Origin of the sequence: Streptomyces sp. BBFR102, from assembly GCF_051397025.1 — a bacterium.
In the GTDB taxonomy this organism is placed as follows: Bacteria; Actinomycetota; Actinomycetes; order Streptomycetales; family Streptomycetaceae; genus Streptomyces.
In genome coordinates, this window is record NZ_CP195757.1 from 2,870,792 (window position 1) to 2,895,229 (window position 24,438).

The 24,438-nt window shown below is 70.4% G+C and carries 21 protein-coding genes and 1 tRNA gene; 12 read left to right on the forward strand and 10 right to left on the reverse strand.

Features of this window, described 5'->3' with window-relative positions:
- The first annotated feature begins 3 nt into the window (after nucleotides 1-3).
- The 3 genes from ACSLIC_RS12720 to trxA all read left to right on the forward strand — a co-directional run bounded on the left by ACSLIC_RS12720 (nucleotide 4) and on the right by trxA (nucleotide 2,648).
- Nucleotides 4-1,092 (forward strand): hypothetical protein, encoded by a 1,089-nt coding sequence (locus tag ACSLIC_RS12720; RefSeq protein ID WP_436737771.1) that lies wholly within the window; start codon nucleotides 4-6, stop codon nucleotides 1,090-1,092.
- A gap of 187 nt (nucleotides 1,093-1,279) precedes the next feature.
- Nucleotides 1,280-2,251 (forward strand): thioredoxin-disulfide reductase, encoded by a 972-nt coding sequence (gene trxB, locus ACSLIC_RS12725; RefSeq protein ID WP_436737772.1) that lies wholly within the window; start codon nucleotides 1,280-1,282, stop codon nucleotides 2,249-2,251.
- Between the two features lie 61 nt (nucleotides 2,252-2,312).
- The gene (trxA, locus tag ACSLIC_RS12730) at nucleotides 2,313-2,648 is read left to right on the forward strand and encodes a thioredoxin (RefSeq protein ID WP_436737773.1); all 336 of its coding nucleotides are present in this window, start codon (nucleotides 2,313-2,315) and stop codon (nucleotides 2,646-2,648) included.
- Between the two features lie 125 nt (nucleotides 2,649-2,773).
- On the opposite strand, the gene ACSLIC_RS12735 is transcribed toward trxA, so the two are convergent.
- From ACSLIC_RS12735 to rpmH, 9 genes are all read right to left on the reverse strand, one after another.
- Complete coding sequence (locus tag ACSLIC_RS12735; RefSeq protein WP_436737774.1) at nucleotides 2,774-3,391, reverse strand: N-acetyltransferase family protein; 618 nt, start codon at nucleotides 3,389-3,391, stop codon at nucleotides 2,774-2,776.
- A 151-nt stretch (nucleotides 3,392-3,542) separates the two neighbouring features.
- Nucleotides 3,543-4,634, reverse strand: a complete 1,092-nt coding sequence (locus ACSLIC_RS12740; RefSeq protein ID WP_436737775.1) for a ParB/RepB/Spo0J family partition protein — start codon at nucleotides 4,632-4,634, stop codon at nucleotides 3,543-3,545.
- 38 nt (nucleotides 4,635-4,672) lie between these two features.
- Nucleotides 4,673-5,749 carry a ParA family protein gene (locus ACSLIC_RS12745; RefSeq protein ID WP_436737776.1) on the reverse strand — a complete coding sequence of 359 codons (1,077 nt, stop codon included), beginning with the start codon at nucleotides 5,747-5,749 and terminating at the stop codon, nucleotides 4,673-4,675.
- Nucleotides 5,750-6,069: 320 nt separating this feature from the next.
- Nucleotides 6,070-6,777, reverse strand: a complete 708-nt coding sequence (gene rsmG / locus ACSLIC_RS12750; protein WP_436737777.1) for a 16S rRNA (guanine(527)-N(7))-methyltransferase RsmG — start codon at nucleotides 6,775-6,777, stop codon at nucleotides 6,070-6,072.
- Nucleotides 6,778-7,003: 226 nt separating this feature from the next.
- Complete coding sequence (locus ACSLIC_RS12755) at nucleotides 7,004-7,510, reverse strand: protein jag (RefSeq protein ID WP_003949378.1); 507 nt, start codon at nucleotides 7,508-7,510, stop codon at nucleotides 7,004-7,006.
- A 13-nt stretch (nucleotides 7,511-7,523) separates the two neighbouring features.
- Nucleotides 7,524-8,822: a membrane protein insertase YidC gene (yidC, locus tag ACSLIC_RS12760; RefSeq protein WP_436737778.1), complete on the reverse strand. Its 1,299-nt coding sequence runs from the start codon at nucleotides 8,820-8,822 to the stop codon at nucleotides 7,524-7,526.
- Between the two features lie 3 nt (nucleotides 8,823-8,825).
- The gene (yidD, locus tag ACSLIC_RS12765; RefSeq protein WP_436737779.1) at nucleotides 8,826-9,221 is read right to left on the reverse strand and encodes a membrane protein insertion efficiency factor YidD; all 396 of its coding nucleotides are present in this window, start codon (nucleotides 9,219-9,221) and stop codon (nucleotides 8,826-8,828) included.
- Nucleotides 9,218-9,589 (reverse strand): ribonuclease P protein component, encoded by a 372-nt coding sequence (gene rnpA / locus ACSLIC_RS12770; protein ID WP_436737780.1) that lies wholly within the window; start codon nucleotides 9,587-9,589, stop codon nucleotides 9,218-9,220. Before rnpA ends, yidD begins: the two co-directional genes overlap by 4 nt.
- A gap of 18 nt (nucleotides 9,590-9,607) precedes the next feature.
- Nucleotides 9,608-9,745, reverse strand: coding sequence for a 50S ribosomal protein L34 (gene rpmH / locus ACSLIC_RS12775; RefSeq protein WP_003949374.1), 138 nt, complete (start codon nucleotides 9,743-9,745; stop codon nucleotides 9,608-9,610).
- A 386-nt stretch (nucleotides 9,746-10,131) separates the two neighbouring features.
- Between rpmH and dnaA the strand changes: the two genes are divergently transcribed.
- The 9 genes from dnaA (at nucleotide 10,132) to ACSLIC_RS12820 (ending at nucleotide 23,560) form a co-directional block, all read left to right on the forward strand.
- Complete coding sequence (gene dnaA / locus ACSLIC_RS12780; protein WP_436737781.1) at nucleotides 10,132-12,195, forward strand: chromosomal replication initiator protein DnaA; 2,064 nt, start codon at nucleotides 10,132-10,134, stop codon at nucleotides 12,193-12,195.
- A 1,142-nt stretch (nucleotides 12,196-13,337) separates the two neighbouring features.
- On the forward strand, nucleotides 13,338-14,468 hold the full coding sequence (gene dnaN / locus ACSLIC_RS12785; RefSeq protein WP_436737782.1) for a DNA polymerase III subunit beta: 1,131 nt from the start codon (nucleotides 13,338-13,340) through the stop codon (nucleotides 14,466-14,468).
- A gap of 78 nt (nucleotides 14,469-14,546) precedes the next feature.
- Nucleotides 14,547-15,425, forward strand: coding sequence for a phosphogluconate dehydrogenase (NAD(+)-dependent, decarboxylating) (gene gnd / locus ACSLIC_RS12790; RefSeq protein WP_436737783.1), 879 nt, complete (start codon nucleotides 14,547-14,549; stop codon nucleotides 15,423-15,425).
- Nucleotides 15,426-15,461: 36 nt separating this feature from the next.
- Entirely contained in the window at nucleotides 15,462-16,595 is a 1,134-nt protein-coding gene (gene recF / locus ACSLIC_RS12795) for a DNA replication/repair protein RecF (RefSeq protein WP_436737784.1), read from the forward strand.
- Entirely contained in the window at nucleotides 16,592-17,113 is a 522-nt protein-coding gene (locus ACSLIC_RS12800) for a DUF721 domain-containing protein (protein ID WP_436737785.1), read from the forward strand. Before recF ends, ACSLIC_RS12800 begins: the two co-directional genes overlap by 4 nt.
- A 603-nt stretch (nucleotides 17,114-17,716) precedes the next feature.
- On the forward strand, nucleotides 17,717-19,831 hold the full coding sequence (gene gyrB, locus ACSLIC_RS12805; protein WP_436737786.1) for a DNA topoisomerase (ATP-hydrolyzing) subunit B: 2,115 nt from the start codon (nucleotides 17,717-17,719) through the stop codon (nucleotides 19,829-19,831).
- Nucleotides 19,832-19,962: 131 nt separating this feature from the next.
- Nucleotides 19,963-22,590, forward strand: coding sequence for a DNA gyrase subunit A (gene gyrA / locus ACSLIC_RS12810; protein WP_436737787.1), 2,628 nt, complete (start codon nucleotides 19,963-19,965; stop codon nucleotides 22,588-22,590).
- An 18-nt stretch (nucleotides 22,591-22,608) separates the two neighbouring features.
- Nucleotides 22,609-23,319: a DUF3566 domain-containing protein gene (locus ACSLIC_RS12815; protein WP_436737788.1), complete on the forward strand. Its 711-nt coding sequence runs from the start codon at nucleotides 22,609-22,611 to the stop codon at nucleotides 23,317-23,319.
- A gap of 164 nt (nucleotides 23,320-23,483) precedes the next feature.
- A tRNA-Ile gene (locus ACSLIC_RS12820) sits at nucleotides 23,484-23,560 on the forward strand.
- A 259-nt stretch (nucleotides 23,561-23,819) separates the two neighbouring features.
- On the opposite strand, the gene ACSLIC_RS12825 is transcribed toward ACSLIC_RS12820, so the two are convergent.
- Nucleotides 23,820-24,236, reverse strand: coding sequence for a DUF6344 domain-containing protein (locus ACSLIC_RS12825; protein WP_436737789.1), 417 nt, complete (start codon nucleotides 24,234-24,236; stop codon nucleotides 23,820-23,822).
- Between the last annotated feature and the right edge of the window lie 202 nt (nucleotides 24,237-24,438).

The window sequence follows — 24,438 nt, forward strand, 5'->3', positions numbered from 1 at the left end:
TCCATGACCGACGCGACCGGCGACGCCGGACACCTGGACGTGGCGGAGATCTCCGACCTCGCGGAAGGACTGCTGGGTCCTGCCCGCAGTGGCGAGGTCCGCTCTCATCTGGACTCCTGCGCCCTCTGCGCGGACGTCCGCTCCTCCCTGGAGGAGATCCGGGACCTGCTGGGTACGCTGCCCGGGCCGTCCCGGATGCCGGCCGACGTTGCGGGGCGGATCGATGCCGCCCTGGCCGCCGAAGCACTCCTCGGGTCCATGGAGCCCGCCGTCGACGAAGCCAGGCCGACGCCGGAAACCGGTAGGCCGCAGGGCTCGCCCGCGTCGGCGGAGGGCGCCCAGGCCGAGCCCGCCGAGCAGCCGCACGCCGATGTTTCACGTGAAACATCGCGTGAAACGGTCGCGCCGGAGGCCGAGCCGCCAGAGCTGAGCGCCGCTGAAGCACCGCCCTCCGCCGTTCCCGTCGCCTCGGGCCAGGGCGGTTCCGCGCGGCCCGACCGCCCCGAGGGGCGGGGCCGTGGTGCCACGGGCCCGGGGCGGAAGACCGGAGGCCGGGCCAAGCGCCGACGCGTCGTCCTCTCCTCGGTCCTCGCGGTGGCCACCCTCGGGCTGGGCGCCGTCCTGGTACCCACACTGACCGGCACCGGCCCGTCCGACGGCGCGGACACCGCCGCCTCCGCCGACGCGGGCCCGGTGTACTCCGACGCAAGGCTCCAGGACCAGGTGTCCGAGCTGCTCTCGGGTACGGATGCGAGCGAAGGCCGGCAGGAGAAGAGGGGGCCGGGGGCTGCCGGGAAGGGCGAGGAATCCTCGCTCGGTATCCAGTCCAGCCCCCAGGCGCCGGAGCTCAACGAGCCGCTGACGAGCACCGGCCCGGAGGTTCCCCCCTGCGTGGAGCTGGCCATCGCGCGGACCGACCCGGCCCTCGCCCTGGAGCGCGGCCGCTACGAGGGCACCGATGCCTTCCTCGTCGTCCTGCCCGACCGTCGCGACCGCGCCCGGGTCACCGCCTATCTGGTCGATGCCATCTGTGTGGACGCCGGGAGCGAGCCGGGCGACGTGCTGCTGACCCGGACCTACCCCCGGTCCTGAGCCCGGCCTCCGAAGCTCCGAGCCCTGCGTCTCCCAGCCGCCGGGCGGTCCGCTGTGCCGTGCGTCGCCCCGCGCGAGAGGCGGGCGGCGCGGGAATGCACGGCCCGTAGGATCGGTTGGGTGGGGTGAGAGCCCAGCAGGGATCAGGCCCCTGGCAATGCAGTCCGCAGAGACGAGGAATCAAGCCGTGACCGACGTCCGTAACGTGATCATCATCGGCTCCGGGCCCGCCGGCTACACAGCCGCGCTCTACACCGCACGCGCATCCCTCAAGCCGCTGGTCTTCGAGGGTGCCGTCACCGCGGGTGGCGCCCTGATGAACACCACCGAGGTGGAGAACTTCCCCGGCTTCCAGGACGGCGTGCTGGGCCCCGAGCTCATGGACAACATGCGCGCCCAGGCCGAGCGCTTCGGCGCCGAGTTGGTCCCCGACGACATCGTCTCGGTCGACCTCTCGGGTGAGATCAAGACGGTCACCGACACCGCCGGCACCGTGCACCGTGCCAAGGCGGTCATCGTGACGACCGGTTCGCAGCACCGCAAGCTGGGCCTGCCCAACGAGGACACCCTCTCGGGACGCGGCGTCTCCTGGTGCGCCACCTGCGACGGCTTCTTCTTCAAGGACCAGGACATCGCCGTCATCGGCGGTGGCGACACCGCGATGGAGGAGGCCACCTTCCTCTCGCGGTTCGCCAAGTCGGTGACGATCGTCCACCGCCGTGACAGCCTGCGCGCCTCCAAGGCCATGCAGGAGCGCGCTTTCGCCGACCCGAAGATCACGTTCATCTGGGACAGCGAGGTCGCCGAGATCCACGGCGACCCGAAGCTCACCGGCGTGACCCTGCGCAACCTGAAGAACGGCGAGACCGAGCTGCTGCCGGTGACCGGCCTCTTCATCGCCATCGGCCACGACCCGCGCACCGAGCTCTTCAAGGGCCAGCTGGACCTGGACGACGAGGGCTACCTGAAGGTCGCCGCCCCCTCGACCCTCACCAACGTCACGGGCGTCTTCGCCGCCGGTGACGTGGTGGACCACACCTACCGGCAGGCGATCACCGCCGCCGGCACCGGCTGCTCCGCGGCCCTGGACGCCGAGCGCTACCTCGCCGCGCTGGCCGACGCCGAGGGGCACGAGAAGACCCAGGTCGTCACCGCCTGAGGCTTCGTCCCCGACAGCCTTCCTCCCCCACCTCTCCCCCCTCAGAGCTAAGGAGCCCACCGTGGCCCTGAAGAACGTGACCGACGCCTCCTTCGAACAGGACGTCCTCAAGAGCGACAAGCCCGTACTCGTCGACTTCTGGGCGACCTGGTGCGGCCCGTGCCGTCAGATCGCCCCCTCGCTGGAGGCCATCGCCGCCGAGCACGGTGAGCAGATCGAGGTCGTGAAGCTGAACATCGACGAGAACCCCGAGACCGCCCAGAAGTACGGCGTCATGTCGATCCCCACCCTCAACGTCTACCAGGGCGGAGAGGTCGCCAAGACGATCGTGGGTGCCAAGCCGAAGGCCGCCATCGTGCGTGACCTGGAAGGCTTCATCGGTGGCGCCAAGGGCTGAGCCCGGGCGCAACCGGCGATGTTTCACGTGAAACATCGCCCGCTGTTTCACGTGAAACATGGCCACCCCTCGGGGGGTGGCCATGTTCGTCTCCGCTCCGGTGCCCGCCCCGCGAGCCGGGCTCCCTACAGCGGCCGCGGCACCGGGTCCTGCTTCACCGCGCCGAGAAGCCGGTCGAGTGCCTGCTCCATGTCCTCTTTCCAGGAGAGCGTCGCCCGCAGCTCCAGCCTCAGCCGGGGATGGCGACGGTGCGCCCGCACCGTCTTGAAGCCCACGGCGAGGAGATGGTCGGCGGGAAGCAGGCAGGCCGAGTCTCGCCACCTCGCATCACCGAACGCCTCCATCGCCTTGAAGTCACGCCGCAGCAGATCCTTCGCCACGGTCTGCACCAGGACCCGCCCCAACCCCTGCCCCCGGTACTCAGGCCGCAGCCAGCCCGTCATCAGCTGAACGGCATCCGGCGCCACGGGGCTGGTGGGGAAGGCGAGCGAGCGGGGGACGTACGCCGCTGGAGCGTAGAGGGCGAAGCCGACCGGGGTGTCGTCCACATAGGCGATGCGGCCGCAGGAGCCCCATTCCAGCAGGACGGCGGAGAGCCAGGCTTCCTTCTCCACCACCGCGCGGCCCTCCCGGACCGCCGCCTCACCGCGGACCGGATCGAGTTCCCAGAAGACGCAGGAGCGGCAGCGTGCGGGAAGCGCTCCGAGGTTGTCCAGGGTGATCGGTGCGAGGCGTCGCCCCATAGTGGCCGCTCCTCTCCAGAAGCACCCGGTTATCGGTGCCCTGTGCATCGTAGTCATCAGACTTACGCGCGGTCAGGGAGCGCAACAAAGAGCGGGCCGTGTTCCGGTCGCTTCCGGAACACGGCCCGCTCCAGGCCGGGCAGAGGGCGCGTCAGTCGGCGTCCCTGGCCTTGGTCCCCGCAGCACCGTCGGCCGCCGCAGCCGTGTCAGCGTCCGCGGCGGCCTTGCTCTCGGCGCTCTTGAGCACCGGGCCTTCCTCAGGAGCCAGCGACTGGAGGATGCGCTGGAGGTCGTCCATCGAAGCGAACTCGACGACGATCTTCCCCTTCTTCTGCCCCAGGTCGACCTTGACCCGCGTCTCGAACCGGTCCGAGAGCCTGGTGGAGAGTTCGCTCAGGGCAGGGGAGAGGCGGGAGCCGGCTCGCGGGCCCTTGGAGCGGGCGGCCGACGCCTGCCGGGACCCCATCAGCGTCACGACCTCTTCCACCGAACGGACCGACAGGCCCTCGGCGACGATGCGCAGGGCGAGTCGCTCCTGCTCCTCCGAGTCCTCGACCGAGAGCAGGGCGCGGGCGTGTCCGGCGGTCAGCACTCCGGCCGCAACCCGGCGCTGGACCGCCGGAGCCAGCTTCAACAGACGCAGCGTGTTCGACACCTGGGGCCGCGAACGGCCGATCCGGTCAGCCAGCTGGTCGTGGGTGCAGTTGAAGTCCTTGAGCAGTTGGTCGTAGGCAGCAGCCTCCTCCAGCGGATTGAGCTGGGCGCGGTGGAGGTTCTCCAGGAGCGCGTCGAGAAGGAGCTTCTCGTCCTCGGTGGCCCGCACGATGGCGGGGATGGCCTCCAGCCCGGCCTCTCGGCAGGCGCGCCACCGGCGTTCACCCATGATCAGCTCGTACCGACCGGGGCTCAGCTGGCGGACGACGACCGGCTGGAGGAGGCCGACCTCCTTGATGGAGGTCACCAGTTCGGCGAGGGCGTCCTCGTCGAAGATCTCCCGGGGCTGGCGCGGGTTGGGGGTGATGGAGTCCAGCGGCAGTTCGGCGAAGTGCGCGCCGACCGGGCTGGGGGGAAGCGCGTCCGCCGTGGAACGCGTCGATGTTTCACGTGAAACATTGGCACTCGGAATCCCCGTCACCTTGGCTGCGGCGATGCCGCGTTCCGCGGTGAGGACCGGTGCGGCCCCGGCGGCCTGTCCTCCGGGGGCCGACGCGGACTTCTCCGGGGTCGGCGCTGCGGGAATCAAGGCTCCCAGGCCCCGCCCCAGGCCCCTCCGTCGCTCGCTCACTGCATTCCCTCCGCCATGTTCTGCTGCTCGTGGGGCGCGGCCAACCGGTGCTGGTGCGCCTCGTAGTGGATTCCGACTCCGCGCAGGGCGATCTCCCGTGCCGCCTCGAAGTACGAGAGCGCGCCGCTCGACCCCGGGTCGTAGGTGAGCACGGTCTGGCCGTAGCTCGGAGCTTCGGAGATGCGGACGGAGCGGGGGATGCTCGTCCGGAGGACTTCCTTGCCGAAGTGGCTGCGCACCTCTTCGGCGACTTGCGAGGCGAGTCGCGTCCTGCCGTCGTACATGGTGAGCAGGATCGTGGAGACGTGAAGTGCGGGGTTGAGGTGGCCGCGGACCAGTTCGACGTTGCGGAGGAGCTGGCCCAGTCCTTCCAGGGCGTAGTACTCGCACTGGATGGGGATCAGCACCTCGGCTCCGGCGACCATGGCGTTGACCGTGAGCAGGCCCAGGGAGGGCGGGCAGTCGATCAGGACGTAGTCGAGCGGCTGCTCGTACGACTTGATGGCGCGTTCCAGGCGGCTCTCCCGGGCGACCAACGAGACGAGTTCGATCTCGGCCCCGGCGAGGTCGATCGTGGCCGGGGCGCAGAAGAGTCCCTCGACATCCGGTACGGGCTGGACCACCTCGGAGAGCGGCCGGCCATCGACCAGCACGTCGTAGATCGACGGCACTTCGGCATGGTGGTCGATCCCCAGCGCGGTGGAGGCGTTCCCCTGCGGGTCGAGGTCGATGACCAGAACCCGGTTGCCGTGCAGCGCCAGTGAGGCGGCGAGGTTGACGGTCGTGGTCGTCTTGCCCACGCCGCCCTTCTGGTTGGCAACCACCATGACCCGCGTCTGTTCGGGGCGTGGCAGCCCTTCTCCGGCACGGCCCAACGCCTGCACTCCCAGATGGGCGGTGTGAGCGATGGGGGTGTCGTCCATCGGCGGCGGTGTTTCACGTGAAACATCCGCCCCCCCTGTTTCGACACGGGGACCGGGGACCGGGTCGGTCATCGGTCCCGCGATGTTGGCGTCGGACCGCAAGGATTCACTCTCCTCGACTTCAGACTCGCAATGAACAGAGCGTGCCATGGTTTCGGGTGCGGGAACCAGCGGGGCCCGGTGTTCTGTGGATGAATCCACCGCTGTGGACAACTTCGTGACCCGTCCGAGAGGTTTCCGGTCGCGGGGAGTGGCGGCAGCGCGGCCGCGGCTGATGATTCCTTGCAGCGGTGAGCGACGTTTCACGTGAAACACGATGGCTCACCGCGTCCAAGGGGCCCGCCCGACACTCCGCGCCACGGCCGCCCGTGGCCCCAACGAGCCGGACCCCGTCGGCCGGCCTCCAGGACCCAGCACGGAGGGGCCGGCCCCTCCGACGGGTCCGGCCCCTCCGTGAAAGAACACGCGCCTCAGCGCCTCCGGCGCGCCCGCGCGGCTTTGGCCTTCTTCGTGGCGAAGCGGACCCCGCCCGGACTCTCCCCCACCTCGACCCGCACCACGGTGGAGAGGGGGTCGACGATGCCCTCGCCGACCTGGACGACGGAGGTGCTGACCGCCCCGAGCTTGCTCAGCGCGGCCGAGGCCGCCTTCACCTCCTCCTCGGCCGTGTCTCCCTTGAGCGCCAGCATCTCGCCGTACGGCCGCAGCAGCGGCACGCCCCAACCGGCGAGCCGCTCCAGCGGGGCCACCGCGCGGGCGGTGACGACGTGGACCGGCGGCAGTTTGCCGAGCACTTCCTCGGCGCGCCCCCGGACGACCGTGACGTGGTCGAGGCCGAGCAGCTCGACCACCTCGGTGAGGAAGGTGGTCCGCCGCAGCAAGGGCTCCAGCAGTGTGATGTTGAGGTCGGGGCGGACCAGCGCCAGCGGGATCCCCGGCAGGCCGGCGCCCGAGCCCACATCGCAGACGGAGACGCCCTCGTCGATCGCCTCGGAGAGCACGGCGCAGTTGAGCAGGTGGCGCTCCCAGAGCCGGGGCACCTCCCGGGGCCCGATGAGTCCGCGCCGCACCCCCGCGTCGGCCAGCAGCTCCGCGTACCGGACGGCATCCGGGAAACGCTCGCCGAAAACCTCCCTGGCCACTGCGGGCGCCTCGGGGAGTTCCGCTGCCTCCGTCACGGGGACCGTCCTTCCGTACCGCGATCTCGAACGTGCTGATGTCTGACGAAAAAAGGGGGTGCAGAGCGAGAGCCCTGCCCTGGGAGAACGCTAGCGGCAAGATCCCGCGCCGTGCAGCCCGGCCAGGAGGAATCCGCCACACTCCCGCTCCGCCCCGACCAGGACCGGCCCCGCCTGTTCGCACAGGCGGGGCCGGGAGGGGCGCCCTCGGCGGGGCGTCCCCGGGTCAGGCGGGGAGGACGACGACGAAGCGCTGCGGCTCCTCGCCCTCGGACTCGCTACGCAGTCCCGCGGCCTTGACGGCGTCGTGGACGACCTTGCGCTCGAAGGGCGTCATCGGGTCCAGCCGAACCGCCTCGCCGGTGCTCCGCGCGTCGGCAGCGGCCTTGGCGCCGATCTCGGAGAGCTCCTCGCGCTTCTTGGCGCGGTAGCCGGCGATGTCCAGCATGAGGCGGCTGCGGTCGCCCGTCTCGCGGTGCACCGCGAGACGAGTCAGCTCCTGAAGAGCCTCCAGGACCTCGCCGTCGCGGCCGACGAGCTTCTGGAGATCACGGCTCCCGGAGTCGCTGATGATCGAGACAGCGGCCCGATCAGCCTCCACGTCCATGTCGATGTCGCCGTCGAGGTCGGCGATGTCGAGCAGACCCTCCAGGTAGTCGGCGGCAATCTCGCCCTCCTGCTCCAGGTGGGAGAGCTCGTCGCCGGCCTTGGCGGCGGTAGTGCCTTCCGTCACGGGATGGACTCCTCTACTTCTTGGACGGGTGCTTGGGCTTCTGGCCCTTGCGTCCGGACTTGGCTTGGCCTGTGGAGCCGGACTTGCCCGCCTGGCGGCCGGAGGACTTCTTGTCCTCGCTCCCGCCCTGCGACTTCTCCAGCGAGGTGGTGGATTCGCCGGCGGTGCGGCCCGAGGAGGCCCGGGTGCGCTGGCCGGGGCGTTGCGGAGTGGTGGGCTGGGCCTGGCGCTGCGACTTGCTCTGCCGCTTGGGCTGCTGGCGGCGCGGCGCACCCTGCGACTCGTCGGCCGGCTCGCCCTCCTCGTCGATCACGGCGGTCCCGCTCTTCGGCCCGACGGTGCCGTCCGCCTGAGCGGCGAGGCCGGCCTTGGTCAGCCCGTTGACGAACTTGCGCTCGTACTCGTTGCGGTCGCGGCCCTTGGCGACGATGGCCTTGACGACGTTCCGCTCGCGCTTGTTGCGGACCTTCGGGTTCATCGTGATCCGCTTGAGGAAGCGCTCCAGGAAGGCGGCCTGCGCCTTGCTGCCCGGGGTGGGGTTCTGGCGGATGACGTACATCTGCTGGCCCATGGTCCACATGTTGGTGGTCAGCCAGTAGACGAGGACACCGACGGGGAAGTTGATGCCGAAGACGGCGAACATGATCGGGAAGACGTACATCAGCATCTTCTGCTGCTGCATGAACGGCGTCTTCACCGTGGTGTCGACGTTCTTCGTCATCAGCTGGCGCTGGGTGAAGAACTGCGAGGCTGACATCAGGATGATCATGATGGCGGTGACGATGTGCACGTTGGTCGTGGACGACCCGAGGGCGTCGACCTTGTCCGCGCTGTCGGTGAACTTCGCGGCCAGCGGGGCGCCGACGATGTGCGCCTTCTGCGCGCTGGCGAGGAGCGCGTCGTCGATGTAGCCGATGGTCTTGTTCGACGCGATGCCGTTGAGCACGTGGTAGAGCGCGAAGAAGAACGGCGACTGGAGAAGGATGGGAAGACACGAGGCCAGCGGGTTGGTACCCGAGTCCTTGTAGAGCTTCATCATCTCTTCGGACTGGCGCTGCTTGTCGTTCTTGTAGCGCTCCTGGATCTTCTTCATCTCGGGCTGCAGCGTCTGCATCGCCCGAGTGGCCTTGATCTGCTTCACGAAGAGCGGGATCAGGCAGATACGGATCAGGATCACGAGGGAGACGATGGACAGTCCCCACGCCCAGCCCGTGTCAGGGCCGAAAAGGGCGCCGTACAAGGTGTGGAACTGGACGATCACCCATGACACAGGTGTCGTGATGAAACTGAAGAGACTGGCGATCGTATCCACTGATCAGGCTCCTTGAGCATGGGGCGAGGTCTCGGCGGCCGGGCTCGGGGCCGACTGGGGGCCCGTCGTGGAGGTGGAGGACGACGTGTCGCCGCTCCCCCCGGCAGGGGCGACGGCGTTTCCGCCCTTGCTGGTGCCCCTGTCTCGCCAGGCGTTGCGCAGCATTTCGTGCCATCGCGGTCGCTTGCGCGGTGGCACATGGTCGACACCGCCGAGGGACCACGGATTGCACCGCAGAATCCGCCAGGCGGTGAGCGCCGTTCCCTTGATCGCTCCGTGCCGGTCGATGGCTCCGTAGCCGTAGTGGGAACACGACGGGTAGTACTTGCACACCGGGCCGAGCAGCGGACTGATCGTCCACTGGTACAACTTGATCAAAGCGAGCAGCGGATACTTCATCGCGCGCCCCCTCCCAGGAGCCGCTCCAGGGCGGCGTCCAGGTCTCGGGCCAGCTGTGCTTGGTCTGCGTCACCGGCGGGGGGCAACGCGCGGACGACCACCAGACTGCCCTCGGGCAGCCTGGAGAGTCGTTCCCGCATGAGGTGGCGAAGCTTCCGCTTCACCGCGGTACGGACGACGGCTCCGCCCACGGCTTTGCTCACGACGAAACCCGCACGGGTCGGGGGAGACTCCTCCCCCGACCCGTGCGGGTCCGTGACACCGCTGCGGAGATGAACGACGAGGGCCGGGCGACCGGCCCTACGTCCTCGGCGTACCGCGGTCGCGAAATCCTCGCGCCGCCTCAGCCGATTCTCGGAGGGCAGCACGACACGACCTGCGCGCGATCAGGCGGACAGGCGGGCGCGACCCTTGCCACGGCGGGACGCGAGAATCGCGCGGCCGGCACGGGTACGCATACGCAGGCGGAAACCGTGGGTCTTGGCGCGACGACGGTTGTTCGGCTGGAAGGTGCGCTTGCTCACTCGGGGGCTCCAGAAATGATGAGGTAGTTGCGGGATGCCTTGGCTGTCACCGTGCGCCCACGAGTAGCTCGCTTACGCCCGAGTGCAACCGCTCCACGATCACTCAGGGTGATCTATGCCCATCGGAGGCAGGCGGCAGCAGCCATCGACAACTCGACTTCGACACGGTACGCGCGGCTGCTCCATTCGGTCAAACCAGCCCCGACAGGGGACACTGTGCACAGGCTGTGGACAACGACTTGTACCGCAGCGGCCACGCTGACTACCGTGGCCAGACTCCGGTTTCGTGGGCTTCCCCCCTGATCCGCCCCGATCCCGCCCGGATCGGACCACACCAACCCGTCCCAGAACCACTCCTTCGTGGGACCCGTGAGAGAGCGTGCCCTGTGGCTGATGTACCCGCCGATCTTGCCGCAGTCTGGCCGCGCGTACTGGAGCATCTTCTCGGGGACGGGCGCGGACAGGGTGTCGAGGCCAAGGACGAGCAGTGGGTCCGGCGCTGCCAGCCGCTGGCTCTGGTCGCCGACACGGCACTGCTCGCGGTGCCGAACGAGTTCGCCAAGGGCGTCCTGGAGGGCCGGCTCGCCCCGGTGGTGAGCGAGACGCTGAGCCGGGAGTGCGGCCGCCCGATCCGGATCGCCATCACCGTCGACCCGACGATGGGCGACCCCGCTCCCCCGCAGCGCTACCCGGAACCTCCGCCCCGCCCCGCCCAGGAGCGCGGCTACGGCTACCCCCCGTACGGCGCGGCGGGCGACCGGCACGGCGAGGAACCCCAGCCTGAGGAGCAGCAGCCGGCCCGCGAGGAGGAGCGCCGCCCCGGCGGGTTCCCCTTCCCCCAGGACCACGGCCGCTACGAATACGAGCAGGAGCCCCTCGGCGGCGACCGCTACGAGGCCGGCCGCTACGACCAGGACCGCCACCCCGGCGAGCCGTACCCGCAGGACCAGTACGGCCAGGACCGGTACGACGGGCTGCGCGGCCAGGAGCAGGGCGGGGCCGGCGGCGAGTTGCGGGACGAGGAGCGCCGGGGCCGTGAGGGCCTGCCGCAGGCCCGTCCCGCGTACCCGGAGTACCAGCGTCCGCGGCCCGAGCCGGGCGCCTGGCCGCGGACGCAGGACGACTACTGGCAGCAGCAGCGCCTCGGCTACCCGGAGCGGGACTCCTACACCGGGCCCTCGCACGGAGGTTCCGGCCAGCACGACTTCCGGGCCTCGGGGTCCGAGCGCGGGGACTACGGACGGCGCGAGCCGCTGGACGACGGACACGACCCGCGTGGCCCCCGCGAGGGCCGCGGCGCGCACGGCGGCCACGGGGTGCACAGCGGCGGGCCGGGCGGCTCGGCGCTGCCCGCCTCCAGCGGCGCACCCGGTCCGCTGGCCGCACAGCCCGCGCCGGCGACCGGGCCCGGTGAGCCGACGGCGCGGCTGAACCCGAAGTACCTCTTCGACACCTTCGTCATCGGCGCCTCCAACCGCTTCGCGCACGCGGCCGCCGTCGCGGTCGCCGAGGCGCCGGCCAAGGCGTACAACCCGCTCTTCGTCTACGGCGAGTCCGGGCTCGGCAAGACCCATCTGCTGCACGCCATCGGGCACTACGCGCGCAGTCTCTACCCGGGGACGCGGGTGCGGTACGTGAGCTCGGAGGAGTTCACCAACGAGTTCATCAACTCGATCCGCGACGGCAAGGGCGACAGCTTCCGCAAGCGGTACCGCGAGATGGACATCCTGCTCGTCGACGACATCCAGTTCCTGGCGGACAAGGAGTCGACGCAGGAGGAGTTCTTCCACACCTTCAACACCCTGCACAACGCCAACAAGCAGATCGTGCTCTCCTCGGACCGGCCCCCCAAGCAGTTGGTGACGCTGGAGGACCGGCTGCGCAACCGCTTCGAGTGGGGCCTGATCACCGACGTCCAGCCGCCCGAGCTGGAGACGCGGATCGCGATCCTGCGGAAGAAGGCGGTCCAGGAGCAGCTGAACGCCCCGCCGGAGGTACTGGAGTTCATCGCCTCGCGCATCTCGCGGAACATCCGCGAGCTGGAGGGCGCGCTGATCCGCGTGACGGCCTTCGCCTCGCTCAACCGGCAGCCGGTCGACCTCGGCCTGACCGAGATCGTGCTGAAGGACCTGATCCCCGGAGGCGAGGACGCGGCCCCGGAGATCACCGCGTCCGCCATCATGGCGGCCACCGCCGACTACTTCGGGCTGACGGTCGAGGACCTCTGCGGGTCCTCGCGCAGCCGCGTCCTGGTGACGGCCCGGCAGATCGCCATGTACCTCTGCCGGGAGCTGACGGATCTGTCGCTGCCGAAGATCGGGGCGCAGTTCGGCGGGCGGGACCACACCACGGTCATGCACGCCGACCGCAAGATCCGCGCCCTGATGGCGGAGCGTCGCTCGATCTACAACCAGGTCACGGAGCTGACCAACCGCATCAAGAACGGCTGACCGCCCGCGCGCGCCCTTCTCCTTATTACTGGGGCCCGCACCGCCCTGCACCCCCTGCCGAGCCCCGTCCACGCCTGTCCCCAGGCGGTGGACGGGGCTTCGTCGTGTGGCGGAGGCGCCCGGGAGGCGTCCGGAAGCCGCCTCGACGCCCGGAAGTCGCCGCCGGGAAGCCCTTCTCGCCCCTCGCGAGCCCCGATCCGCCCAGGTCTCCGCGGCTCGGTCCCCCGTCCCCCGTTCGAATAGTGACGTGTGCGGTGGAGTTCTCCACAGATTCGTCAGGTTCATGGCGTCCACAGCTTGGGGACTGCGGAGTTGTCCAGATTCTGTCCACAGGCTGCCGGAGTGAGAGATCATCAGTCCAGGTCGGGAGGCTGGGGATTAGTGGACAGAAGATATCCACAGCCTGTGGATCATTTTTCGTCCACAGGCGGCGTTCGCGGTTGTCCACCGGCAACCCACAGGCAGACCCGTGTTGTGCACAGCTTTCGCGGGCTTTCCCACAGGGCTGTCCACTGTTCGGCAACCCAACGCGCCTCCTCACCACTCGGAGTGAACCGCGTCACAGAAGGTTGCCGCAGGGCCCTGTGGGGAACTCGTCCAAACCTGGGGACGCAGCTGGGGAGAACTCGCCCTCTGCTGTGGACGGGGTGTGGGTAACTTCGGGCCGTCCACAGGAGCACCCGGTTTTCCACCGCCTCCGCCCACAGGACCGGTGGACAAAAAACCGCCTCCGACCTGCGAAGACGGGGTTATCCACGGTATCCACAGCCCCTACTACTACGTCCATGAGTAGAGAGCTAGGAATCCGTTTCGAAGTGGGTGCTGTGCACAACTCGGCTCGACCGCCGATCCGGGCCGATCTCGCGATTTGACCCGGGGCCGCACGGACTGTCGGTGGTGTGCGTCAGACTGGTGCACGGCGGCAGGACGCCGGGACGGCATCGACGAGGCAGCGGCACCCCAGCCGGAGCACTCGCCGACTGCCCGTCCCGTACCCACCGGCCGCCGACTTCATCCGCGGCCCGCCCGCCGCGGAGAGCGACCGGGCCCCGGCCCGCCGCAGCGGCAGGACCAGCAAGACGACCAGACAGACGACGGCCAGCAGGGCGAGAGCAGCCAGCAAGCGCAGGAGGCGGCTTACGGTGAAGATCCGGGTGGAACGCGACGTACTCGCGGAGGCAGTGGCCTGGGCGGCCCGCTCCCTCCCGGCCCGGCCGCCGGCCCCGGTTCTCGCGGGCCTGCTGCTGAAGGCGGAGGACGGCGCCCTCTCCCTGTCGAGCTTCGACTACGAGGTCTCGGCGCGGGTCTCCGTCGAGGCCGAGACCGAGGAGGAGGGCACCGTCCTCGTCTCCGGCCGACTGCTCGCCGACATCTGCCGCGCCCTGCCCAACCGCCCGGTGGAGATCTCCACGGACGGTGTACGGGCGACGGTGAACTGCGGCTCCTCGCGGTTCACCCTCCACACCCTGCCGGTCGAGGAGTACCCGGCCCTGCCGCAGATGCCGACCGCCACGGGCACCGTCCCCGGCGACGTCTTCGCCTCGGCCGCCGCCCAGGTCGCCATCGCCGCGGGCCGCGACGACACGCTCCCGGTCCTCACCGGTGTCCGTGTCGAGATCGAGGGCGACACCGTCACCCTCGCCTCCACCGACCGCTACCGCTTCGCGGTGCGCGAGTTCCTGTGGAAGCCGGAGGACCCGGAGGCGTCCGCCGTCGCGCTGGTCCCCGCCAAGACCCTGCTCGACACCGCCAAGGCCCTGACCAGCGGCGACAGCGTCACCATCGCGCTCGCCGGCTCCGGTGCGGGCGAGGGGCTCATCGGTTTCGAGGGCGCCGGCCGCCGTACCACGACCCGGCTGCTCGAAGGCGACCTGCCGAAGTACCGCACGCTCTTCCCGACCGAGTTCAACTCCGTCGCGGTGATCGAGACGGCGCCCTTCGTGGAGGCCGTCAAGCGCGTCTCCCTGGTGGCCGAGCGGAACACCCCGGTCCGCCTCAGCTTCGAGGCCGGCGTGCTCACCCTGGAGGCCGGCTCCAGCGACGACGCACAGGCTGTGGAGAGGGTCGACGCCCAGCTGGAGGGCGACGACATCTCGATCGCCTTCAACCCGACCTTCCTGCTCGACGGCCTCAGCGCGATCGACTCACCCGCCGCCCAGCTGTCCTTCACCACCTCGACCAAGCCTGCCCTGCTCAGCGGCAAGCCCGCGGTCGACGCCGAGGCGGACGAGGCGTACAAGTACCTGATCATGCCGGTACGGCTGAGCGGCTGAGCCCACAGGTGTGCGGCGGGGCCCGGCAGTAGGCTCGGGCAGCGTCAGGCAATGCCCGAACGCAGCGAAGGAACACTGATGGAGCTCGGTCTCGTCGGCCTCGGCAAGATGGGCGGCAACATGCGCGAGCGCATCCGCCGCGCAGGCCACACCGTCATCGGATACGACCGCAACCCCGAACTGGCGGACGTCCAGAGTCTGGAAGAGCTCGTGGGCCGCCTCAAGGGCCCGCGCGTCGTCTGGGTGATGGTCCCGGCCGGTGCCGCCACCCAGGCGACCATCGATGAGCTGTCCGGGCTCCTGGAGCCCGGCGACATCGTGGTCGACGGCGGGAACTCCCGCTGGACCGACGACGAGAAGCACGCCGTGCAGCTCGGCAACAAGGGCGTCGGTTTCGTCGACTGCGGTGTCTCCGGCGGCGTCTGGGGTCTGGAGAACGGCTACGCCCTGATGTACGGCGGCTCCGAGGAGGACGTCGCCAAGGTCCAGCCGGTCTTCGACGCGCTCAAGCCCGAGGGCGAGTTCGGCTCGGTCCACGCGGGCAAGGTCGGCGCCGGGCACTTCGCCAAGATGGTCCACAACGGCATCGAGTACGCCATGATGCAGGCGTTCGCCGAGGGCTGGGAGCTGCTGGAGAAGGCGGACTCGGTCACCGACGTCCGGGAGATCTTCCGCTCCTGGCAGGAGGGGACCGTCATCCGCTCCTGGCTGCTCGACCTCGCGGTCAACGCGCTGGACGAGGACGAGCACCTGGAGAAGCTGCGCGGCTGGGCCGCCGACTCCGGCGAGGGCCGGTGGACGGTCGAGGCCGCCATCGACCACGCCGTGCCGCTGCCCGCCATCACCGCCTCGCTCTTCGCCCGCTTCTCGTCCCGCCAGGACGACTCGCCGCAGATGAAGATGATCGCCGCGCTGCGCAACCAGTTCGGCGGCCACGCGGTCGAGGCGAAGAAGTAACCAGCAGTACACCGCCGGGGAGGTCGGCTTCCGTTCATGCACGTCTCGCACCTGTCGTTGGCCGACTTCCGTAGCTACGCCCGGGCCGACCTCGCGCTCGACCCGGGCGTCACGGCCTTCGTCGGGCCCAACGGCCAGGGCAAGACCAACCTGGTCGAGGCGGTCGGCTACCTCGCCACCCTCTCCAGCCACCGGGTCTCCTCGGACCAGCCCCTGGTCCGGGCCGGGGCAGAGCGGGCGGTGATCCGCGCCGCCGTCGAGCACGGCGAGCGGCGCCGCACCATCGAGCTGGAGCTGAACCCGGGCAAGGCCAACCGCGCCCGCGTCAACAGGTCCTCGCAGGTCAAGCCGCGCGACGTGCTCGGCATCGTGCGCACCGTGCTGTTCGCCCCCGAGGACCTCGCCCTGGTCAAGGGCGACCCGGGCGAGCGCCGCCGCTTCCTGGACGAGTTGGTCACCGCCCGCAGCCCGCGGATGGCCGGCGTCCGCTCCGACTACGACCGGGTCCTCAAGCAGCGCAACACCCTGCTCAAGACGGCCGCGCTGGCCCGCCGCCACGGCGGTCGCACCATGGACCTCTCCACCCTCGACGTCTGGGACCAGCACCTCGCCCGGGCCGGCGCCGAACTCCTCGCCCAGCGCCTCGACCTGATCACCACCCTCCAGCCGCTCACCGACAAGGCGTACGAGCAACTGGCGCCCGGCGGCGGCCCGGTCCACCTGGAGTACAAGCCCTCGGCGGCCGGCACCGGCACCACCCGCGAGGAGCTGTACGGCTCCCTGACCGAGGCTCTCGCCGAGGTCCGCAAGCAGGAGATCGAGCGCGGCGTCACCCTCGTGGGCCCGCACCGCGACGACCTCCTCCTGCGCCTCGGCGCCCTTCCCGCCAAGGGGTACGCGAGCCACGGCGAGTCCTGGTCGCTGGCGCTCGCCCTGCGTCTGGCCAGCTACGACCTGCTGCGTTCGGAGGGCGGCGAGGCGACGGGCGAGCCGGTGCTCGTCCTGGACGACGTCTTCGCCGAGCTGGACGCGCGGCGCCGGGAGCGGCTGGCCGAGCTGGTCGCCCCGGGCGAGCAGGTCCTGGTGACCGCCGCCGTCGACGAGGACGTCCCGCCGGTCCTCGCGGGCGCCCGCTTCCGCGTGACCCGGGGCGAGGTGGCGCGGGCATGACCGACCCGAAGAAGGGCACCGAGCCCACCGGCGTGGACCTGGCCCGGGTGGCGCTGCGCGCCGCCCGCGAGCAGGCCCGGGCCCAGGGCGCGGCGGCCCAGCAGAGGAAGCAGGCCCGGCGCGGCGGCCTACGCTCCGGGGCGCGCGCCGACGGACGCGACCCGCTGCCGCTGGCCTCGGCGATCACCCGGCTGATGACCGAGCGCGGCTGGGAGAAGCCGGCCGCGGTGGGCGGGGTGATGGGCCGCTGGCCGCAGATCGTGGGGCCGGACCTGGCCAACCACTGCGTCCCCGAGCGGTACGACGAGGACGCCCGGGTGCTGACCGTGCGCTGCGACTCGACGCCCTGGGCGACCCAGGTGCGCCTGCTCGCCCCCCAGCTGGTGGCTCGCCTCAACAAGGACATCGGCCCCGGCACCGTCACCTTCCTCAAGGTCATGGGCCCCTCCGGCCCCTCCCGCCGGTACGGCCCGCTCCGGGCGCCGGGGAGCAAGGGCCCGGGGGACACGTACGGGTGACCGAGTCCTGAGCGCTGCCCGGCCCGGCACCCTGTCCGCCGGCATGTGAGCTTGTGCACGGCTGCTTCCGGCCGCCGGCCCGGCTCCCGCCTCCAGGCTGTGGCCCGGCCTCGCAGGCCCCCGCCGCCACTCGAGTCCGCCTCACTCCGTACCCGTACCGCCTCCCGGGTGCCCGAAAGTCCCTCCGCCGACCCGGGAAACCGCCCCTCACCTCGGGTTTCTCCCTCATGGCGGAGGTCATCCGAACGACCCCCCGGTGCCACCGGCCGACTGGTTGACGCGATGGAGCCACCCCGAAGCGCTGAGTGCCACTGTGAGCCCCCTGGAGCCCTGGGCCGCATATGGGGAGTCGAAAGTGGGCGGTTCAGTGCCGCAGATGCGAACTCAGGTACCGGCAAGGCCCCATTACCTTCGGCGCTAGCGGTAGAATGGGCTCGATTCGCGCCTCCTTCACCGGGAGGCCGGACAGAGACGCACCGCAGGCCCCCGCCCGGGTGCCGGACGCGCGCCTCGCCCCAGCAACCGCTGACCGAGACCGAACGACGCAGCCGCATCCCGGCTCTCCGGGGATCAAGGCTTGAGCTGTGCCAGAAAGGGCGCTTCGTGGCCGATTCCGGCAACCCCAACGAGAACATCCCGTCCACCGGCCCGGGCGAGGAGGACGCGTCCGGCACCGGCGGCCCCGCGCTGACACCGGAGTCGGTCGTCGCCGCGCCCGAAGGCTCCGGGATCGAGGCGCCCGTGTCGTACGACGCGAGCGCGATCACGGTCCTGGAGGGCCTGGACGCGGTCCGCAAGCGGCCCGGCATGTACATCGGCTCGACCGGTGAGCGCGGCCTGCACCACATGGTCCAGGAGGTCGTCGACAACTCCGTCGACGAGGCGCTGGCCGGCCACGCGGACTTCATCGACGTGACGATCCTGGCCGACGGCGGCGTCCGCGTCATCGACAACGGCCGCGGCATCCCGGTCGGCATCGTCCCCTCCGAGGGCAAGCCGGCCGTCGAGGTCGTCCTCACCGTGCTGCACGCGGGCGGCAAGTTCGGCGGCGGCGGCTACGCGGTCTCCGGCGGTCTGCACGGCGTCGGCGTCTCCGTGGTCAACGCGCTGTCCACCCGTGTCGACGTGGAGATCCGCACCGACGGCCACCACTGGACGCAGAGCTACGAGCGCGGCGTCCCGACCGCGCCGCTCGCCCAGGGCGAGGCCACCGAGGAGACCGGCACCTCGGTCACCTTCTGGGCCGACGACTCGATCTTCGAGAGCACCGACTACTCCTTCGAGACGCTCTCCCGGCGCTTCCAGGAGATGGCCTTCCTCAACAAGGGCCTCACCATCAAGCTCACCGACGAGCGCCCCTCCGCCACGGCGACCGCCGGCGCCGACTCGGAAGAGGCCACGGGGGGCGAGCCCCAGGAGCCGCGCACCGTCACGTACCACTACGAGGGCGGCATCGTCGACTTCGTGACGTACCTCAACTCCCGCAAGGGCGAGGTCGTCCACCCGACGGTGATCGACATCGAGGCGGAGGACAAGGAGCGGCTCCTGTCCGTCGAGGTCGCGATGCAGTGGAACGCCGGGTACAGCGAGGGGGTCTACTCCTTCGCCAACACCATCCACACCCACGAGGGCGGCACCCACGAGGAGGGCTTCCGCGGCGCGCTGACCACCCTGGTCAACAAGTACGCCCGGGACCGCAAGCTCCTGCGCGACAAGGACGACAACCTCACCGGCGACGACATCCGCGAGGGCTTGACGGCGATCATCTCCGTCAAGCTCGGCGAGCCGCAGTTCGAGGGCCAGACCAAGACCAAGCTGGGCAACACCGAGGCCAAGACCTTCGTGCAGAAGGTGGTCTACGAGCACCTCGCCGACTGGTTCGACCGCAACCCGAACGAGGCCGCGGACATCATCCGCAAGGGCATCGCCGCCGCGACCGCCCGCGTGGCGGCCCGCAAGGCGCGCGACCTGACCCGCCGCAAGGGCCTGCTGGAGACGGCCTCGCTCCCCGGCAAGCTCTCGGACTGCCAGTCGAACGACCCGATCAAGTGCGAGATCTTCATCGTCGAGGGCGACTCGGCCGGCGGCTCCGCCAAGTCCGGCCGCGACCCGATGTACCAGGCCATCCTGCCGATCCGCGGCAAGATCCTGAACGTCGAGAAGGCCCGCATCGACAAGATCCTGCACAACCAGGAGATCCAGGCGCTCATCTCGGCCTTCGGCACCGGGGTCCACGAGGACTTCGACATCGAGAAGCTCCGCTACCACAAGATCATCCTGATGGCCGACGCCGACGTCGACGGCCAGCACATCAACACCCTGCTGCTGACCTTCCTCTTCCGGTTCATGCGGCCGCTGGTCGAGGCGGGCCACGTCTTCCTCTCGCGCCCGCCGCTGTACAAGATCAAGTGGTCCCGGGACGACTTCCAGTACGCCTACTCCGACCGCGAGCGGGACGCGCTGATCGCGCTCGGCCGCGAGCAGGGCAAGCGCATCCGCGACGACTCGGTCCAGCGCTTCAAGGGTCTCGGTGAGATGAACGCCGAGGAGCTGCGCGTCACCACGATGGACCAGGAGCACCGCGTCCTCGGCCAGGTCACCCTGGACGACGCCGCCCAGGCCGACGACCTCTTCTCCGTCCTCATGGGCGAGGACGTCGAGGCCCGCCGCCAGTTCATCCAGCGCAACGCCAAGGACGTCCGCTTCCTCGACATCTGACGGCGCCGCCGCCCCCGCCCGCCGAGGCGGGGGCGGCGCCACGACTTCGTCCTCGTAACCGAACCGCCCGCCCCCGTCCACCGCGGCGGCCGGCTGCGGGGGATTCGCTCCCGAAGGGAACCAGCACGGCCATGGCCGACGAGAACAACCCCAGCACTCCCGAGACCGAGATCGACGCCGAGGGCCTTCCGCTGGCCATGCGGATCGAGCCCGTCGGGCTCGAGACCGAGATGCAGCGCTCGTACCTCGACTACGCGATGTCCGTCATCGTCTCGCGCGCGCTGCCCGACGTGCGCGACGGCCTGAAGCCGGTCCACCGGCGCGTGCTGTACGCGATGTACGACGGCGGCTACCGGCCCGAGAAGGGCTTCTACAAGTGCGCCCGCGTCGTCGGCGACGTGATGGGCAACTACCACCCGCACGGCGACTCCTCGATCTACGACGCCCTGGTGCGGCTCGCCCAGCCCTGGTCGATGCGGATGCCGCTGGTCGACTCCAACGGCAACTTCGGCTCCCCGGGCAACGACCCGGCCGCCGCCATGCGGTACACCGAGTGCAAGATGGCGCCGCTGTCGATGGAGATGGTCCGCGACATCGACGAGGAGACCGTCGACTTCACGGACAACTACGACGGCCGCTCCAAGGAGCCCTCGGTCCTCCCGGCCCGCTTCCCGAACCTGCTGATCAACGGCTCGGCGGGCATCGCGGTCGGCATGGCCACCAACATCCCGCCGCACAACCTCCGCGAGGTCGCGGCGGGCGCCCAGTGGTACCTGGAGAACCCCGAGGCCGACCCGGACACCCTGCTGGACGCGCTGATCGAGCGGATCAAGGGCCCGGACTTCCCGACCGGCGCCCTGGTCGTCGGCCGCAAGGGCATCGAGGAGGCGTACCGCACCGGGCGCGGCTCCATCACGATGCGCGCGGTGGTCGAGGTCGAGGAGATCCAGAACCGCCAGTGCCTGGTCGTCACCGAGCTGCCGTACCAGGTCAACCCGGACAACCTCGCGCAGAAGATCGCCGACCTGGTGAAGGACGCCCGGATCGGCGGCATCGCCGACGTCCGCGACGAGACCTCCTCGCGGACCGGGCAGCGCCTGGTCATCGTCCTCAAGCGGGACGCGGTCGCCAAGGTCGTCCTCAACAACCTCTACAAGCACACCGACCTCCAGACCAACTTCGGCGCCAACATGCTGGCCCTGGTCGACGGCGTGCCGCGCACCCTCTCGCTGGACGCCTTCATCCGGCACTGGGTCGCCCACCAGGTCGAGGTCATCGTCCGGCGGACCCGGTTCCGGCTGCGCAAGGCCGAGGAGCGCGCCCACATCCTGCGCGGTCTGCTGAAGGCGCTGGACGCGATCGACGAGGTCATCGCGTTGATCCGGGCCAGCCAGACCGTCGACGTCGCGCGCGGCGGCCTGATGGAGCTGCTGGAGATCGACGAGATCCAGGCCAACGCGATCCTGGAGATGCAGCTCCGCCGGCTCGCCGCCCTGGAGCGCCAGAAGATCGTCGCCGAGCACGACGACCTCCAGGCCAAGATCGACGAGTACAACGCGATCCTCGCCTCGCCGGAGCGCCAGCGGCAGATCATCAGCGAGGAACTGGCGGCGATCGTCGACAAGTTCGGCGAGGACCGGCGCTCGGCGCTGGTGCCCTTCGACGGTGACATGTCCATCGAGGACCTGATCGCCGAGGAGGACATCGTCGTCACGATCACCCGTGGCGGCTACGTCAAGCGCACCAAGACCGACGACTACCGCTCGCAGAAGCGCGGCGGCAAGGGCGTGCGGGGCACGAAGCTCAAGGAAGACGACATCGTCGACCACTTCTTCGTCTCCACCACCCACCACTGGCTGCTCTTCTTCACCAACAAGGGCCGCGTGTACCGCGCGAAGGCGTACGAACTGCCCGACGTCGGCCGTGACGCGCGCGGCCAGCACGTCGCCAACCTCCTCGCCTTCCAGCCGGACGAGTCCATCGCGCAGATCCTCGCCATCCGCGACTACGAGGCCGCCCCCTACCTGGTGCTCGGCACCAAGGGCGGTCTGGTCAAGAAGACGTCTCTGAAGGATTACGACTCGCCCCGCTCCGGCGGTGTCATCGCGATCAACCTGCGCGAGACCGCGGACGGTTCGGACGACGAGCTGATCGGCGCCGAGCTGGTCTCGGCCGACGACGACCTGCTGCTGATCAGCAAGAAGGCCCAGTCCATCCGGTTCACCGCGACCGACGAGTCGCTGCGCCCGATGGGCCGCGCCACCTCCGGCGTGAAGGGGATGAGCTTCCGTGAGGGGGACGAGCTCCTCTCGATGAACGTGGTCCGCCCGGGTACCTTCGTCTTCACCGCCACGGACGGCGGGTACGCGAAGCGCACGGCCGTGGACGAGTACCGCGTGCAGGGCCGTGGCGGACTCGGTATCAAGGCTGCGAAGATCGTTGAGGACCGTGGGTCGCTGGTCGGCGCGCTGGTGGTCGAGGAGACCGACGAGATCCTTGCCATCACGCTCGGCGGCGGTGTGATCCGCACGCGCGTCAACGAGATCAGGGAGACCGGCCGTGACACCATGGGCGTCCAGCTGATCAATCTGGGCAAGCGCGATGCCGTGGTGGGCATCGCCCGCAACGCCGAGGCCGGCCGCGAGGCCGAGGAGGTCGACGGCGACCTGCCGGCCGACGGAGCCGAGGGTGAGGCGGCCGGTGGTACGGACGGGGACACGCGGTCCCCGGCCGAGGGCACCGAGCCCTCGGCGGAGTAGCACGAGGAGAGAGTCAACGTGAGCGGAGCCACGGGCGCCGGAGCGAATGGACCCGGAAACGGCGTCCGTGGCTCCGCCACGCACCAGGCCGAGGCCGGAGGCAGCGCCTCCGCGGGCGGGGGGAGAACCGTGACGGACACGCGCGAGCCCGATTCCCTGGGGGCCCAGCCCTACCCGGGGACCCAGGGCGGCGGCCGGCAGTACCAGGGCTACGACCAGTACGAGGCCGGCCCGCTGCCCGGTGAGCGGACCGGAGCCGACGCGGGCCCGGCCCAGCCCTTCACTCCGCCGCAGGCGTACCCGACGCCCGAGCAGCCGGGTGTGCGGCGGCCCCGGACGGGCGCGCGCACCCAGCCGCGTACCCGTAAGGCGCGGCTCAGGGTGGCCAAGGCCGATCCGTGGTCGGTGATGAAGGTGAGCTTCCTGCTCTCCATCGCGCTCGGCATCTGCACGGTGGTGGCGGCGGCGGTGCTGTGGATGGTCATGGACGCCATGGGCGTCTTCTCCACGGTCGGCGGCACCATCGCCGAGGCGACCGGGTCGAGCGAGTCCAACGGCTTCGACCTGCAGTCGTTCCTGTCGCTGCCCCGGGTGCTGATGTTCACCTCGATCATCGCGGTGATCGACGTGGTCCTGGCGACGGCTCTGGCCACGCTGGGCGCCTTCATCTACAACCTCTCCGCCGGTTTCGTCGGCGGGGTCGAGCTGACGCTCGCCGAGGACGAATGAGCGGTGGCCCCCGGCGGGCCGCCGAACACCGCTGAGGGCGGGGCCGGATGTCCGGTCCCGCCCTTCGGTCTGCCGGGGTGGTGGGCGACCGATTTTGGGACTGGCCCCGAGGTGCGCTAATCTTTAGGGGTCAGCGCGCGGAGCGAGAGCCCGCAGAGCGCGGCGGGGCTATAGCTCAGTTGGTTAGAGCGCATCCCTGATAAGGATGAGGCCACAGGTTCAAATCCTGTTAGCCCCACCAGAACGAAGGCCCCCACCGGGAACGGTGGGGGCCTTCGTCGTCTGTGCCGACGTCAGTCGGCCGCGAGGCGGAGGCCGGGGGCGACGGCGGCGGGGCGAGGGGGGAGGTTCCGCCGGGGGCGGAGGTGCTGAGACGCCCTCGCTCCGAGTCGCGGGCCGGGCGAGGGTGTGGCAGGGGCGGTCGGGCGGTAGCTGGTCGCGGGCGGCGAAAAGGCCCGGAGGCGGGTGCCTTCGGGCCTGGGGTCGCGGCTGCGGGCCGGTCACGGCGGGTTCTCGTGGTCGGAGCCGCGGGTCGGGGTGGCGCGGGACTCGGCGGCGCGGTCGATCACGTCGGAGGGTTCGCGGTCCGCGTCGGCCGGGGTGACCACGGCGTCGGCGACGGTGGAGCGGCAGGTGGGCGAGGAACCGTGGGCCTCGGCGGTGATGCGCTGCTTCATCGTGGGCGGCATCGAACGGTCGAGGCCGAGTGACCAGTGGGGCGCCGCCGCCGGCAGATCCAGGGGTGCGGCGCAGGGAGCGGCCCACGTCTCCTGCGGGGCGCTCTGCGGGTGGGGCTGGGGCTGCGGCTGGGCCTGCGGCGCCGCGGCCGTGGCGGGGGCGCTGAAGCCGAGCGCGGCGAAGAGGGAGAGGAAGGCACCGACGAGGACGGTCCACAGGTGGGCGGCCTTGGAAGCCATCAGGATTCACCACTTTCAGGTGGGGCGATTTGCGTACTTCCTCATCATGTGGGTCGGTGGTCCGTGGCGTGGGATCGACGCTCGCGGCGCGGCGATATTCCGATGAACACCACTCGGACGGAGGCATCGGGCCAAAAGCGGCCCGGATCACACCCGGAAAGATCACCCGAGGTCGTCGGTGGTCATCCGCCCTCTCCCGGAC